The sequence below is a fragment of the Streptomyces sp. NPDC007991 genome, from assembly GCF_042958445.1.
Classification (GTDB): Bacteria; Actinomycetota; Actinomycetes; order Streptomycetales; family Streptomycetaceae; genus Streptomyces.
In genome coordinates this window covers 1-13,670 of record NZ_JBIBJD010000022.1, presented here as the reverse complement: position 1 = coordinate 13,670, position 13,670 = coordinate 1, and the positions used below count along the sequence as shown (strand labels likewise).

At 67.6% G+C, this 13,670-nt stretch carries 18 protein-coding genes; 13 read left to right on the top strand and 5 right to left on the bottom strand.

What is annotated here, in order from left to right; genetic code table 11:
- The first annotated feature begins 153 nt into the window (after positions 1-153).
- The 9 genes from ACFZDA_RS39505 to ACFZDA_RS39465 all read left to right on the top strand — a co-directional run bounded on the left by ACFZDA_RS39505 (position 154) and on the right by ACFZDA_RS39465 (position 8,565).
- Complete coding sequence (locus ACFZDA_RS39505) at positions 154-2,325, top strand: hypothetical protein (RefSeq protein ID WP_391091026.1); 2,172 nt, start codon at positions 154-156, stop codon at positions 2,323-2,325.
- Positions 2,322-2,657, top strand: coding sequence for a hypothetical protein (locus tag ACFZDA_RS39500; protein ID WP_391091024.1), 336 nt, complete (start codon positions 2,322-2,324; stop codon positions 2,655-2,657). Before ACFZDA_RS39505 ends, ACFZDA_RS39500 begins: the two co-directional genes overlap by 4 nt.
- A 156-nt stretch (positions 2,658-2,813) precedes the next feature.
- Positions 2,814-3,209 (top strand): hypothetical protein, encoded by a 396-nt coding sequence (locus ACFZDA_RS39495; protein ID WP_391091022.1) that lies wholly within the window; start codon positions 2,814-2,816, stop codon positions 3,207-3,209.
- Positions 3,209-4,108, top strand: coding sequence for a hypothetical protein (locus tag ACFZDA_RS39490; RefSeq protein ID WP_391091021.1), 900 nt, complete (start codon positions 3,209-3,211; stop codon positions 4,106-4,108). Before ACFZDA_RS39495 ends, ACFZDA_RS39490 begins: the two co-directional genes overlap by 1 nt.
- Before the next feature lie 2 nt (positions 4,109-4,110).
- Positions 4,111-4,476 carry a hypothetical protein gene (locus ACFZDA_RS39485; RefSeq protein ID WP_391091019.1) on the top strand — a complete coding sequence of 122 codons (366 nt, stop codon included), beginning with the start codon at positions 4,111-4,113 and terminating at the stop codon, positions 4,474-4,476.
- Positions 4,477-4,488: 12 nt separating this feature from the next.
- Complete coding sequence (locus ACFZDA_RS39480) at positions 4,489-4,782, top strand: hypothetical protein (RefSeq protein WP_391091017.1); 294 nt, start codon at positions 4,489-4,491, stop codon at positions 4,780-4,782.
- A gap of 377 nt (positions 4,783-5,159) precedes the next feature.
- Positions 5,160-5,489 carry a hypothetical protein gene (locus ACFZDA_RS39475; RefSeq protein ID WP_391091015.1) on the top strand — a complete coding sequence of 110 codons (330 nt, stop codon included), beginning with the start codon at positions 5,160-5,162 and terminating at the stop codon, positions 5,487-5,489.
- Positions 5,490-5,498: 9 nt separating this feature from the next.
- Positions 5,499-7,904 carry a polysaccharide deacetylase family protein gene (locus ACFZDA_RS39470; RefSeq protein WP_391091013.1) on the top strand — a complete coding sequence of 802 codons (2,406 nt, stop codon included), beginning with the start codon at positions 5,499-5,501 and terminating at the stop codon, positions 7,902-7,904.
- A 10-nt stretch (positions 7,905-7,914) separates the two neighbouring features.
- Positions 7,915-8,565 carry a hypothetical protein gene (locus tag ACFZDA_RS39465; protein ID WP_391091011.1) on the top strand — a complete coding sequence of 217 codons (651 nt, stop codon included), beginning with the start codon at positions 7,915-7,917 and terminating at the stop codon, positions 8,563-8,565.
- A gap of 81 nt (positions 8,566-8,646) precedes the next feature.
- On the opposite strand, the gene ACFZDA_RS39460 is transcribed toward ACFZDA_RS39465, so the two are convergent.
- The 3 genes from ACFZDA_RS39460 to ACFZDA_RS39450 are packed head-to-tail and all read right to left on the bottom strand — an operon-like array spanning position 8,647 to position 9,447.
- A complete protein-coding gene (locus ACFZDA_RS39460) occupies positions 8,647-8,901 on the bottom strand; it encodes a hypothetical protein (RefSeq protein ID WP_391091009.1) in 255 nt (84 codons plus the stop codon).
- Between the two features lie 7 nt (positions 8,902-8,908).
- A complete protein-coding gene (locus ACFZDA_RS39455) occupies positions 8,909-9,058 on the bottom strand; it encodes a hypothetical protein (RefSeq protein ID WP_391091007.1) in 150 nt (49 codons plus the stop codon).
- 17 nt (positions 9,059-9,075) lie between these two features.
- Positions 9,076-9,447, bottom strand: a complete 372-nt coding sequence (locus ACFZDA_RS39450) for a type II toxin-antitoxin system Phd/YefM family antitoxin (RefSeq protein WP_391091005.1) — start codon at positions 9,445-9,447, stop codon at positions 9,076-9,078.
- A gap of 109 nt (positions 9,448-9,556) precedes the next feature.
- Here ACFZDA_RS39450 and ACFZDA_RS39445 point away from each other — a divergent pair, with 109 nt between their 5' ends.
- Both ACFZDA_RS39445 and ACFZDA_RS39440 read left to right on the top strand, forming a co-directional pair.
- The gene (locus ACFZDA_RS39445; protein WP_391091003.1) at positions 9,557-9,841 is read left to right on the top strand and encodes a hypothetical protein; all 285 of its coding nucleotides are present in this window, start codon (positions 9,557-9,559) and stop codon (positions 9,839-9,841) included.
- A gap of 153 nt (positions 9,842-9,994) precedes the next feature.
- Complete coding sequence (locus tag ACFZDA_RS39440; protein ID WP_391091001.1) at positions 9,995-10,222, top strand: DNA-binding protein; 228 nt, start codon at positions 9,995-9,997, stop codon at positions 10,220-10,222.
- Between the two features lie 158 nt (positions 10,223-10,380).
- Here ACFZDA_RS39440 and ACFZDA_RS39435 read toward each other — a convergent pair whose 3' ends face one another.
- Positions 10,381-10,893, bottom strand: a complete 513-nt coding sequence (locus tag ACFZDA_RS39435; protein WP_391090999.1) for a hypothetical protein — start codon at positions 10,891-10,893, stop codon at positions 10,381-10,383.
- Positions 10,894-11,025: 132 nt separating this feature from the next.
- Between ACFZDA_RS39435 and ACFZDA_RS39430 the strand changes: the two genes are divergently transcribed.
- Together ACFZDA_RS39430 and ACFZDA_RS39425 are read left to right on the top strand one after the other, a co-directional pair.
- Positions 11,026-11,301, top strand: a complete 276-nt coding sequence (locus tag ACFZDA_RS39430) for a hypothetical protein (RefSeq protein WP_391090997.1) — start codon at positions 11,026-11,028, stop codon at positions 11,299-11,301.
- Positions 11,298-12,374 (top strand): tyrosine-type recombinase/integrase, encoded by a 1,077-nt coding sequence (locus tag ACFZDA_RS39425; protein ID WP_391090996.1) that lies wholly within the window; start codon positions 11,298-11,300, stop codon positions 12,372-12,374. Before ACFZDA_RS39430 ends, ACFZDA_RS39425 begins: the two co-directional genes overlap by 4 nt.
- 246 nt (positions 12,375-12,620) lie before the next feature.
- Here the strand turns inward: ACFZDA_RS39425 and ACFZDA_RS39420 are convergent, their stop codons facing one another.
- Positions 12,621-13,514, bottom strand: coding sequence for a hypothetical protein (locus ACFZDA_RS39420; RefSeq protein ID WP_391090994.1), 894 nt, complete (start codon positions 13,512-13,514; stop codon positions 12,621-12,623).
- Between the last annotated feature and the right edge of the window lie 156 nt (positions 13,515-13,670).

Below are 13,670 nucleotides of genomic sequence, written 5' to 3'. Positions count from 1 at the left end.
CTCAGGGGGCTGGTCGGTTTGCAAGTCGACGGCACGACCGCGGTGAACATTGTGAACGGGCCGCCCCCGCCGCAGCCGACGACGCCGATCCTCGCCTCCGTCCTGGGCGGGATCACCGCCTCCTGGGACGGGGCGTTTGCCGACGGGGCGGTGATGCCGCTGGACTGGCAGCGCGTCGAAGTCCACGCCTCCACCACGGACGGATTCACCCCTGACGCCACCACGCTGCAGGGCACTATCGAGTCGCCGCAGGGCTCCACCGTCGTCGTGGTCACCGACGACCCGGTGTATGTGCGGCTGCTGGCCCGCTCCACCTCCGGCACCGCCAGCACTCCGTCCGCGCAGGCAGGCCCGGCCGGTCCCACACAGGTCGTGCCCACGGACGGAACGGTCACCGAGCTGAAACTTGCCGACGGTGCGGTGACGGAAGGGAAGATCGCAGCTGACGCGGTCGGCACGATTGCGTTGCAGGAGTCCGCGGTCCTGGCAGAGAACCTGGCGGACGCGGCTGTGGAAGTCGGGAAGATCGCCGACAACGCGGTCACCGGCCCCGCGATCGCAGCCTCAGCCGTCTCGGCCGGAAAGATCGCAACCAATGCGGTGACCGCAACCACCATCGCAGCGAACTCCGTCACCTCAAACAAGGTCGCGGCCGGCGCCATCACCACCGACAAACTCACCGTCACCGGCGGGGCCAGCATCCTCACCGAGCCGTCCTTCGAAGGCCCCTACACCGCATCCCTCGTCGCCGGATCAACGTTCGCCAGCCAGGACACCACCGCAGGCAACGGCTCACCCACCTCCCTGAAGATTGACGCCACCTCCGCCACACCCTTGTTCCGGTCAGTGGCGCTCACCTCCGCCGCAACCCTGCCCGGCGAGCAGTGGAACCTGGCCGTGGACTACTGGGTGTCCAACGACTGGGTCGGCACCGAGCTCAGCATCCACGCCCGGTGGGAGACCGCCGCCGGGGCGGTCATCTCCTACGGCAAGGTCGCTGTGACCAGCCCGGTACGGGAGACGTGGACCCGCATCTCCGGCACCGTAACTGCGCCAGCCACCACGGCACGCATTGTGCCCCGCGTGGAATCGGGGTCCGCGACCGCCGGGTTCATCCGCTTCGACAACGCATCCGTACGCCCGGTCCTGGGCGGCACGCAGATCCAGGACGGGGCGGTCACCACCCAGAAGGTCGTTGCCGGGGCGATCCAGACCGCGCAGCTGGATACAGGCGCCGTCAACGCAGACAAGATCGCATCCGGTGCGGTCACCACCGCCAAGTTGGACGCCCTCGCCGTCACCAGCGACAAGATCGCAGCTAACTCCATCACCGCCAGCAAAATCCTCGCCGGCGCGGTCGACGCCACCGCCCTCGCCGCCGACGCCATCACTGGCAAAACCATCACCGGCGGAACCATCACCGGCGCCGTCCTCCAAACCGCCGCCACCGGAGAACGCGTCACCATCAACGAAGGGAACGTCAACAAGGTCCTCGTCTACGACGACACCAACCGCGCCGTAGCGGAAATGTCCGGCCTCGGTCTCGCCCTGGTCGGCACGAACGGCAGCCTGATGTTCCTCGACCCGGACGCCCTCTATCCGACCATCCGCCTCACGAACTCCGCCGGCACCAACGAGGCAGCCATCAACGTCGTCGACGGCACCGCCAGCTCGGCAGACCTCGGCCTGAACAGCGGACAGTTCACCGGCTCCACGTTCCCCGACGTGAAGTGGAGAACGTTCTTCGGTAACGATTTCTGGGTCGCTGAACGCATCCGCAACAGCAACTCCACCACCATCATCGGCGGCCGTATCGCCATGACCGGCACCGCCGCGTCGATCGGATACAGAAACAGCTCCGACACCAGTCAGGAAAGCCTCCTGGCCCTGTACGCCAACCTGGCGCAGATCACCGGCGGCCGGATGGAAATCCTGCCCGCGGCGTCCTCCAGCAGCGCCCTGTACGTCAATGCCGCCTCCGGATACACGGGGAACCTGCTGCGTCTCCTCCTCAACGGCACGGAGAAGTTCGCCGTCAGCAAGGACGGCAACCTCACCCTCGACGGCATCCTCTCCGCGGGGAACGTCGCCGCCGGGCGGCTCACCATCACCCCCGTTGCGAACACGCCCACCAGCCAGGCCGTGACCGGACTGAGCCTGAAGGGGACCAACATCCGCGTCGTCGCCTGCCCAGCCACCACCGTGCCCGGTACTCAGGTCACCGGCGTCGGCGTCACCAGCCAGTCGGCGACCGGCTTCACCGTCTGGTGCACACGCACGAACACAACCGCCACCGTCATCGAATGGATTGCGTACGGAGTATGAGCACTGAACCTGAGCCCACCCCCCAGCCCGAACCGCAGCCGGCATCCGATCCGGTCGTCATCGAGCCGGTAGAGCCGGAAGAAGAGGTCCCGCCCCCGCCGCCGCCCCCGCCGGACGAGACTCTGGGCGTGGTCGTATCGGTGGAGCCGGGCACCTGGTACGAGGTCACCTCGGTATGCGTCACCGAGACGTGCATCAACCTCAACACATCCACGACCGAGCCCGAGGTGTACTCCAACGCCGGCACCATCCGCATGGTGTGCGGCCCGTGCGGCGCCTACCGGCCGATCCTTGAGGTCGTGAAGCTGGACCCCCAGCCTGAGATGTCCTGAACCGCGGGGAAGCCGGGGGAACGGGCGGCCCGACCGCCCATACCCTGATCACCAGGGCGACCCTCCGCCCGACAGCTCCACCACAGAGGGACGATCGCACGCAGCGGTCCGCCACACCATTCACCTGGGCGCGGGGAAGATCCAGGAGTCCGGGCCATGCCCGATCCGACCACACAGCAGGACGAGCCGACGGCTGCCCGGAAGAAGACCAGCAGCACGGGCCCCGAGACTGACACGGCATCCAGCGTCGAACCGGCCCCCACCGCTGCCGACACCACCGCCGCCTATGAGCCCTACCCGGGCGCCGAGTTCTTCCACGGCGGCCGCCACTCGCCGATCGTCAGCGCGATGGCCCGCCGCCTCGAGGCCGAGGGTCACTCGGATGGCCGGCCCATGGGCGCGGACTGGACCAACGCCCACCGCGACGCCTTCACCCGCTTCCAGCGCACGCTGCGCCCCAAGGAGGGCGGCGACGTGTCCGGCATCCCCGACCAAGTCGCCTGGGAACGCCTCCAGGTGCCGCGCGTCAGCCCCCTCCCGAGGGAGTCCTGATGACCAAGACCGGACCGCAGCGCTACCCCGGCGCATCCACCACCTACTGGTACGGGTCGCGATACCAGGGCTCGGCGATGGAGTCCAACGTCGTCGTCTGGCACACGACGGAGGGAACGTCCCTGCCGTCCTACGACGGTGGATCCAACGCCCCGAACTTCACCGCCAAGCCCGACTTCGCGGCCAAGCGGCTCGCCTGGTATCAGCACTTCGACTTCGACGTCTCCAGCCGGGCCCTCGTCAACAAGTCCGGAGGCGTGGAGACCAACACGCTCAATGTGGTGCAGGTCGAGATCGTCGGCACCTGCGACCCGACCACCCATGCGAAGTGGACGAAGGCCGGCTACGCCCACCTGTACACGCCGGAACTGCCTGATTGGGCGATCCGCGACCTGGCCGCCTTCGCCAAGTGGGCCCACGACAACCACGGCGTGCCACTCACCAGCAACGTCACGTTCAAGGCCTACCCGGGCAGCTACGGCAACAACGGTGTCCGTATGAGCGCCACCAAGTGGAACGACTTCACCGGGCACTGCGGGCACCAGCACGTCCCCGAAAACGACCACGGCGACCCTGGACTCCTGCCCATGGCCGCGATCCTCTCCCGCGCCAAGGGCACCAGCGCCCCCGCCCCCTCCAAGCCAGCCCCCACCACTCCCACACTCCCGGAGGGCGACGTGCAGCTGTCCGACCAGATCAGCCTCGGCGACTGGGTCAAGAAGCAGTGGCCGACCGACAAGGGCCTCGCCGACGGCCGCATCACCGTGAACACGGCCCTCGGCTCCGGCTACGCCCACAGCCGGCGCGCCGCCGAAGCGACCGACGAGATCCTCAAGCAGCTCGAAGCGCTGCGCAGCGAAGTCGCGCAGATACGCGCGACCATCACCAAGGGAGCCTGACCATGAAGATCTTCGGACGCGAACCCGCTCTGTGGCTGAACAGCCTCGCCGCCGTGCTCGGCCTGGCCGTCACGTTCAACGTCGGCGGCCTGGACGCCGAAGAAGCCGGCTGGATCGTCGCCGGGTGCTCCGCCATCCTCGGCGCGATCGCCGCGGCACTCACCCGGCCGATCGCCGTGCAGGCCTTCACCACCGCCGTCGCTACGATCGCCTCCGGTGTCGCCGCTTTCGGCTATGAAGCAGCGCCCACCCATGTGGCAGCCATCAACGGATTCGTCCTGGCGGTCCTGATGTTCGTCACCCGCGGACAGGTCACACCGGCCACACCCGCCCTTTCCGCCAGCAAGCCGTCCGCGCCGGTCGCCTGACCGGAACCCACTATGAGCGACGAGCCGACGCCCGGAGAGATGGTCCGGCGACTCGAAGATCGGCTCGCCGACGTCCGCGACGACATTCAGCAACTCGGTCGCCGCATGGACGAGAAGGTCGACCAGAGGATCTACGACCTTCGGCATGAAGCCTTGACCGGGAGGGTGTCCACGCTGGAGACGCTCCGGGAGAAGGACACAGAGAAGCTGGTCGCTACGCGCCGGTGGCTGATCGGCGCGGTCGTAGTACCGCTGATCGGGATTCTCCTTCCGGTCATCATCCTGCTGTCGCGGGGGACCGGATGAGAAAGACGAGATCGCAGATACGGGCCGAGGAACGCAAAGGTCGGCGCGGTGACGCCCTGACGGCTGTTGCCGCGATCGTCCTGGGCCTTGCGGTCGCCTGGATTATCCTGTCCGTCCAGACCCTTCAGGAGGATCTGCGGACATCGAACGAAGCGCGTGACGCTTTGGCCCGCCAGGTTGAGTCGTTGGGGAAGAAGCCGGTGGCCGGCCCGCCCGGTTCGCGGGGGGAACCGGGGCAGGCGACGGTAGGGGCGCCGGGCCCCAGCGGACCGCCTGGTCCTCCTGGCCCACCAGGGGCCTCGGGGAAACCCGCACCCACCATCACGCCCAGCCCGGGCCCTACAGGACCGGCCGGGCCGCCGGGCGCGGACTCCACGGTGCCCGGCCCGTCGGGACCGCCCGGTCAGGACGCCACCGGCGCCCCGGGCCAAGACGGGCAGGACGGCGCTGACGGAACGGATGGCAAGGACGGTGCGCCGCCCAGCGAGTGGACGTACACCGACCAGGACGGCAACACCTACCGCTGCACGCCGGTCGACGACTTCGATCCGGACCGGCCGCGCTACTACTGCACGCAGACCAGCACCGCTACCCCCGGTCCTACGCCGGAATCCTCCCCTTCCCCGAGCCAGCAGCAAGAGCCCAGCGACAACTCCGGTTCGTCCAGCCTGATGCCGCTGGGCCTGCTCGACCGACGCCGCCAGTAGGAGAACACGATGACCACGGTGACCGGGAAACTGATCGGGGCGTCCGCGCCGCAGCGGGTGGAGATGCAGGCGGCTCTGGTCGACGTGACCGGCAAGCCCGCTGTCGGCTACGTGTCCAGCGTGCCGGGGGAGGTGATCCAGGCCAAGGCAATCACTGCTGGTACGGACGGGGTGTGGTCGGTGGACCTCACACCGAACTCCGAGATCACCTCCGACTCGGGCGACACCCTGTGGGCCATCACCGAGGGCCGCACCCTGTCCGGCACGCCGATCGTCTCCTATGTCGTCGTTCCCGACACCGGAACGCACTGGGTGGGCAGCATCCGCGCTTCCCTGGCCGACGCCCAGACCGGCGAAGGGGCCGTCACCAGTCTGGTGCAGTCGGTCAACGGCCAGCAGGGCGTCGTCGTCCTCGACGCCACCGACGTGGCAGCCGATCCGGCTGGGACCGCAGCGGCGTCCACTACCGCGCACGCCGCCGACACCACCAGCGTGCACGGCATCGCCGACACGGCACTCCTCGAAACCACGGCAGGCGCGCAGGCCAAGGCCGACGACGCCCAAGCCCTCGCCACCACCACGGCGGCCGCCGACGCCACCACCAAGGTCACCGCCCACACCAACGCCACCGACCCGCACGGCGACCGAACGTGGGCCGACAACAAGTTCGCCACATCCACGGACCTCGGCACCCTCAACACCACCGTCACTGACCTCGACGGGTTCGTTCAGGACTGCCTGACCAGGGTCTCCGCTATAGAGCTGGGCACTGCCTGGCTGTCGGGCGTCAACTCTGCGGGACCCGTCCTAGTCTCAGGCGCCGACCTCACGGTCCGAGACAACGACAAGGGGTACCGCTTCCGACGCGGCGGGTCAGCTCTCGACCTTGAGGCCACCGGCGCCGACCTCATCGTCTCCAACTGGTCCGGCACGGGCTTCGACGGCACCCAACGCGCCTACATGCGGCTCTCCGCGGACGCGCAGAACACGCAGATCGCAGGCCGTGTGGAGTACGTGGACGCCCTATACGGGGCGGTGAAGCACAGCATCGACCCGTCCTCGGGCATGTCCGTCACCGGGAACCTGGACGTCTCCGGCCGGCTCACCGCGTCGGGGTTCGCGCTGCCGATGGTCGCTCCCGGGCCGCAGCCTGCGTACCGGCAGGCGAGTTGGTCGCAGCAGTTCCAGTCCGGGCACGGGTGGACCGCAAGCGGGTCCGGGGTGGCCTCCTCGAATGCGAACGACACCGGCACGTTCTGCCGGGGCACGCAGTCCTTCCAGGTCGTCACCACCGGCACCGGTGCCGTGGCCAACATCCGCCGCCTGGCCAGTACCCTGCCGGATCTGACGGGCAAGGCCATCCGACTCATCCTCCAGATCAGCGACGTGACGCACCTGAACCAGATCAACGTGCAGGTCGGCTCCAGCAGCTTGGCGAACTACTTCCAGTGGCGCCTGCACACCCACGCCTCCACAGCGGAGAACCAGATCCTGTCCGGTGAGTGGGCGGTGGTGACGCTGTCGTGGGCGGATGTGCGCTCGGCGGCCGGCACGTACTCGATCTCATCCACCGGCGTCCCGTCCGTGACGTCCGGCTTCACGGACTTCCTGGTGCAGACGGTCGACGACAACACCGGCAACGCGCTCACCGTGAACCTCCAGGCCGTGGAGGTCGTGTCGGACACGACGGAGACCTTCCCGGGTGGCGTCGTCTCCATCACCTTCGACGACTCCTACGCCAGCCAGTTCACCGCGGCCCGCCCCAAGATGGACACTCTGGGGTTCAGGGGCACGCTATACACGATCTGCGACGTCATCGGTACCGGCGGATACCTGACCACGGCACAGCTCCAGTCCGTGCAGAACAACTCCGGGTGGGAGGTCGCCGGGCATGCCTATACGGCTGCGGCCCACAACGCGAAATACAACACCCTGTCGGCGGCCACCGTCGAGGACGACATCCGCAAGACCCGCATGTGGATGGTCTCCAACGGGTTCGCGTCCGACAGCTTCGCCTACCCGGGCGGCTGGTTCTCGAGGACCAGCGACAACGTCTCCATCGAGTCCCTCGCCTGCCGCTACTTCGCCAGCGGCCGCGGCATCTCAAGCGCCGACAACCTCGAGAGTTTCCCGCCGTCGATGCCCCTGCGGATGCGGTCCATCACCGGCATCGGCTCCCTGGCCGGCGCCGCCGCCAAGGGCCTGCCCGCCAACCTCGTCGGCGCCGGGGGAGCGCTGGACCGCTGCCAACTGGACGGCGACTGGACGATCCTCACCTTCCACGAGGTGGTCGCCGGTACCGCGGCGAACGCCAACCAGTGCTCACAATCCGACTTCGATCTGATCATGGATGCGATCGCGGCCCGCGGTATCCCCGTCCTCCCGGTGGGCGACGTCCTCCGGCTCTACAGCTAAGGAGACCGTCGTGGCCCTTCAGGACCTCCCCCTCGCCTGGTCCCGCCTCCGCAGCGCATGGCGCCTGTCCGGCAACGCCGCGGTCACCGGGAACCTGGCCGTGGACGGCACCCTCACTGTCGCCGGCAGCGCCCTGGCCACACCGAGTGTGCCGCAGCCCTCCGACCACGGCATGGTGTCGTGGGCCTACAGCCCTGAACTCGCGGTCACCACCCTCACGCCCGTCCTGGGGACGGTGTATTTGACCGCCCTGCCCGTGCGCAGCGCGACCACCATCTCCAAGCTGTGGTTCCTCATGGGCACCGCTGCGACCACCCCGACCGCCGGGCAGTCCTGGGCCGGGCTCATCAGCCCGACCGGCACCCTGCTGTCCACCGCCAGCCTGGACAGTGTCATCACCAGCGGCAACGCCGCCAAGTCCGCGACCCTGTCCGCCGCGCAGGCGGTGACCCCCGGCATGTACTGGGGTGCGCTGCTGTTCAATGCGGCCGTGGCCCCGGTCCTCTACAAGACGAACATGCCGTTCCTGGGGTTCGCCAACGTCAACCAGTCCGCAGCCGCCTACCGGTACGCGATCAACGGAACAGGCCGGACGACTCTGACGGACATCACCCCGTCCAGCAACACGGCCGGCCAGTCCATCTGGATGGGCGCCTCGTAGGTCTGAGGTCCGGCCCGTCCGCTGCCTCGGCACGCTCGTACGATGGCGGCATGAGCAGCCCTGTCTCCGGCAGACCTAAGCTCACTTCTCGGTGACGCTAGTGACGGTCTCCATCATCCCCAGCGCTTCGGAACTGGCCTTGATCGTGGCGGCGCGACGGATGAGTTCCGAGACCTGCTGGGAGAGCCGTGTCAGGTCACCAACAACGTGCGCGGCGTCAGGAGTGTCGGCGATCAGCTTCAACAGCTCAGCCGCATAACCCGCGTCACGGGCGAACACTTCCTGATCCCGGGCTACCGTGCTGGCCAGAATGCGGGCGGGGGTGATGGCGGTCACGGTGTCCTCACTTCTCGGTGTCGCGGTCGACGAGGTGCGGGTAGCGGGCCTCCAGCGCAGCCAGCCGCGCCTTCTCCCGCAGGTAGCCCCGGCGTGTGTACAGCAGAGCGCTGATGCTGACCACGAGGGACAGGATGCTTAGGGCGAGAACCGTCATGGTCGGGTCCCTACTTCTCACTTCTCGTTGACTTGCTTGCGGGCGTCTTCGTCGGCGGGATCCAGCGTCAGGGCGATGTCGGCCTTGTCCGGGGAAGCGACGTGAATCACCTCGGTCACTTCCCAGCGACCCCCACCGTGCTCGGGGTCTTCCCACTCGATCAACTCGCCGGTCCTCGGAACCACGGGGAGGTAGGCGGTCCAGTCGACGTGCGGGAAGTGGAGACCGACCTTGATGCCTTGCGTGGGCTTGACCGCTTCGGCGGGCCCGATGACGGCGACGGTCCGGCCGTGCCGGGTGAGGGCGATGGTCTCGCCGGTGGTGCGGGCGTGGTCGGCGATGTCGCCGAGCTGCGCGCGGGCGGCTTCGATGCCGTAGGACTTCTCCATGAATAAACCTTAAGGGCTGTAAGGAAGTGATCGCAAGTGGGTTCTGCACACTCAACCGGGCAGGACCATGCCACAGCCGAATGTCAGTGCGGTCTGCCATCATGCAGGCATGGACCTCTCCACGATCCTCACCTGTACAGCCGCCTTCATGGGCGGGTTCGTGGGTGCCGTCATCGCCTACTTCATTCGCCAGCGCGGGCGTCCGGCTAAGGTGCATGCGCCTGGCCCGTCCCCTTGGCCGGTGGAGCCCCTGCCGCTCGTGCACTACGCGAAGATCCCGGATGGCGCCATCACGTCCGGGAAGATTCAGTTCGGCATCGACCCTGGCAAGATCGCGTTCGGCCCCATCACGCCGGACGATCTGGCGGCCGGTGATCCTCGCAAGGACCGGTAGAGCCGGTCTCGCCCTCGATGCCTCCGCACGCAGCGGAGGCATTGTCGCGTCGAGGAACGTGCAAGCTGGCTCGTCATAATGTTCCTCACCCGAGGGGTTACTACTTCCTTCTACTGGTGACGATGCGCGTGCTGCGCCGCATAGCGTCTGCCCATGGAACAGCCCAGTGTCGCGAACAAACCGGACTGCCCCACGTTGGACGAGATCCGGGCATGGCCGGCGACGGTCAGCGTGCCGATGGCCGCCACTGCGCTCGGCGTTTCGAAGGAGCACCTCCGCCAGTTGATCATCCGTGGCGAGGCGCCGGTAAAGCTCGTCCCGCTCGGCGCTCGCCACCGCGTGATCACCGCGTCGCTGGTGCGTCTGCTTGAGGACTCCTAATCACAGGACGGCTCCAGGCGACGCGCATAACTAGGACTTGAGAGTCGATCTACCAGAACTACTACTGGATCTACCAGCCGAGCCCGTTCTAGTAGTTCGTCGCGGGGGTCATCCGCTGTGGCGTCGGATAACCTTCCGTTCTTCGACGCCGGACCTGCTCAGGACTTCTGAGCCTTGAGATAGGCCCGCTCTCGTCGACGCGCGAGGAACTGCCACCACTTGGGGTTGTAGTCCAGATCATGGCGTGCGGCGTTAAGGAAGGCAATGCGGGCGTTCGTGGCTTCTTGCAGCAGTACCTTGAACCCCGCCGCATCCACTGACGTGTTCGGCGACCAGATCGCCATGTACTCCTCGGCTTTGGTGATCACATACTCGGGAGCGCACAGCCGTATGCCGTCCAGAGCGCACGCCATTTCTACGTTGGCGTCTGACTGGCGTGCGAGCAGATGGTCGACCAGGTTGTCATCGGATGGGACCCCAGCCCCGTGCAGCTGGCGTATCCAGTGGGAGGGCAGGGAGGCCGCTGTCGTCGCGTCGAGGAAACGCCGGTATGCCTGTGCGCGGTCCTCGGGGCTCCCGGTTCGCGCCACTCCCACGGGACGGTACCGGCTGATGAGTGCGCTCGCGATGCTGCCGACTGCTTTGATGCTGGCGGAGCTGACGGGTTCCATGGGCTCGGTTCTACAGGACCCCACCGACACTCTGACTAGCCTTCCGGGGATCACGAAGCCTCACCTACTACATAATTACTGTTATGTGGACGTCTCACGGTGGGGGGTCCAGGAGGCCCAAAGGAGTTGCCGATGAGCGACCCTGCAGAAGCGTTCGAGCGTCTCATGCGACTGCGCCCCGAACTCTGGTCAGAGATCCACCGCAGTCGAGACTGGGCGATCACCATCACCAACTCCAACGACCTTGAGGTCTTTCTCAACCCAGAGGACGCCAAGGGTCTGGACGGCTGCGCGCTGTACGCCATGCCGATTCGGCAGAGCATCGGAGTTCAGCCCGGGCAGGTACTCATCTTCGACCGCCTTAGCGGTCAGTACATCCGTCGCGGAGAACACCCCCGAGCGTCATGACTGAACTCGTACCGACCGCGCGCCCGGGCCAGCTCGCCGCGCGCACCCGCAGCGCCGCCGACGACTGGCCCCCCGAAGCCCTCAACTTCGCCACCGAGTTGGCCGAGCACTACCCGGACGGCGATCCCTACCCCGGCATCGTCGGCGCCTGGATCGCCCGACAGAAGACCCCCAACACCCGCCGCACCTACGTCCGCCAGTACCGGGTCTGGGACACCTACGCCCGCGGCACCGGCAAGCACCCTCTCCAGGCCCGCTTCCCCCTGGCCGAAGCGTTCTCCCGGCACCTCGAGACCGCGCCCACCATGCAACCAGTCAAGGGCGGCCACCGCGGCGAGAAGGCCCCGACGGGCCCGCCGCGCTCCGACGCCGCACGGGCGAACCTCCTGTCGGCGTGCTCCTCCTTCTACACCTACGCCGTCCGTGCCCGCGCCGCCGAGTTCGACCCCTTCGACCTCGTCGCCCGCCCCGAACTGGACCAAGACGGCTCCAACACCCAAGGCAGCACCGAAGAAGAGTCCGCGCTACTACTCGCTGCGGCATACGAGGACGGACCCCGCTCCTACGCCCTCCTGCTCACCATGTACACCGTCGCCCTGCGCCTCGACTCCGCCCTCGGCGCCCAAGTCGAAGACCTCGGCTACGACAAGGGCCACCGCATCCTCAACGTCCGACTCAAGGGCGGCCGCCGCAAACCCAAGGTCGTCCCCCCGGCCACCGGGCACGCCATCGACGTCTGCCTAGGTGGCCGCACCACCGGGCCGCTGTTCCAGACCCGCACCGGCAAGCCCTTGGACCCCGCCTACGTGTGGCGGCTCGTGCGGCGCCTGGCCAAGAAGGCCGGCATCGCCAACGCGGCCACGTTCCACCCGCACGTCCTCAAGCACGACGCCGTCACCCACGCCCTTGACGCGCCAGACGCCAAGCTGCACCACGTACAGGACTTCGCCGATCACAAGGACCCGCGCACCACCCGGCGTTACGACCGGCGCCGCGGACGGCTCGACAATAGCCCCGGCTATCGGATCGCTGCCCGAATTGCGGAGCGCCTACCTGCGGAGGACGCTGACTAGCCAGCCGCGGGCATACGCAGTGGGGTCTGGCCGTATTCGATCTTCTCGGCCGCTTGCTCCTCGCCCGCGGCAGTCGTCGCACCTGTCCCAGACGAGTTGGGGCTCATCGGTGTCTTCGTCGACCTGGGCGACTTGCACGGACCCGTCCCCGTCGCATTCGTCGCAGGTGAACTCGTACTCGCCCTCTACCAATTCCATCGCTGTGCACTCTCCCCGGGGCCGTGTGTGAACGGATCATGATCCTACTCAGCTGGCGGGTGTGTCCCAGTACCCGGTGTGGGCGATGGTGTCCGCGGTGACGGGGGGTTGCGCTTCACCGGTTTCGGGGTCGGGCTGCCGGTCGGCGAGCAGGGGGTGTGTGGCGGCCATCTGGCCGACGACCTTGTTCACCCACTGGTACTGCAAGGGCTGCCGGTTGTGGTTGAGCAGCAGTGTGTGGACGCCCGGGTCTGCCGGTTCGGGCCGGACCTTCAGGTACTCCTTGAGGGCTGCCCCGGTCATCGGCTCCAGGACGAACTGTTTGCCGGTGTTCTCGTGGTCGTCGGGGGCGCGCAGCTCCCAGGTGTGGTCGGTCTGGGGGTAGAGGTGGCGGGTGTCGACGCGGACGACTTGGGAGGGGCGCAGGCCTTCGAGGAGGAGGTATACGGCGAGCCGGTCGCGCTGGTAGTGGCGGGAGTGGTTGGGGCCCCATACGCCAATGCAGTAGAAGAGGGTGGCCCGTTCCATGGGGGTGAGGCGGTTTTTGGCGCCGGCGGGTCTGGGGACACCGGAGCGCAGGACGGTGAGGTTCGGGGGGAGGGTGATGAGGCCGCGTTCCTGGGCGGCCTCAAAGTACTGGGTGAGGGCGGTGATGCGCCGGTCGTGGGAGCGGGCAGCGTCGGGGTGCTTCTGTGCGAGGTAGGCGAGGGCGTCGGGCCCGTCGAAGGGACGTCCGTCGAGGTAGCGGTTCAGGTGGCATTGGGCGGCCCAGGCGGCGATGTCCTGGGGGCGGGCGGTGAGCGCGTCGACGGGGGGCCGCTGAGCCACGCACCAGGTGAGGAAGCCTTTAGGGCCGGCGAGTTCGCGGGTGTATTCGACGCGGGTGGAGTGGCGCAGCACGGAGTTCTCCAGCCAGGTGTGCAGCAGTTCCTCAGCGTCCATGCCCCATAGTGTGCCCGCATCATTGATCAAGTTTCAAAACTTCTGAGCTACCTCTGCCCCATTGCTGTTGTGGTGCGGGACGTGGGGAAGTGCGGGGGTGGGGGTCGCGCGCACTGCGGTTAGTGGGTGGGGGCCGAAGTTTTGCCACCTACTCGA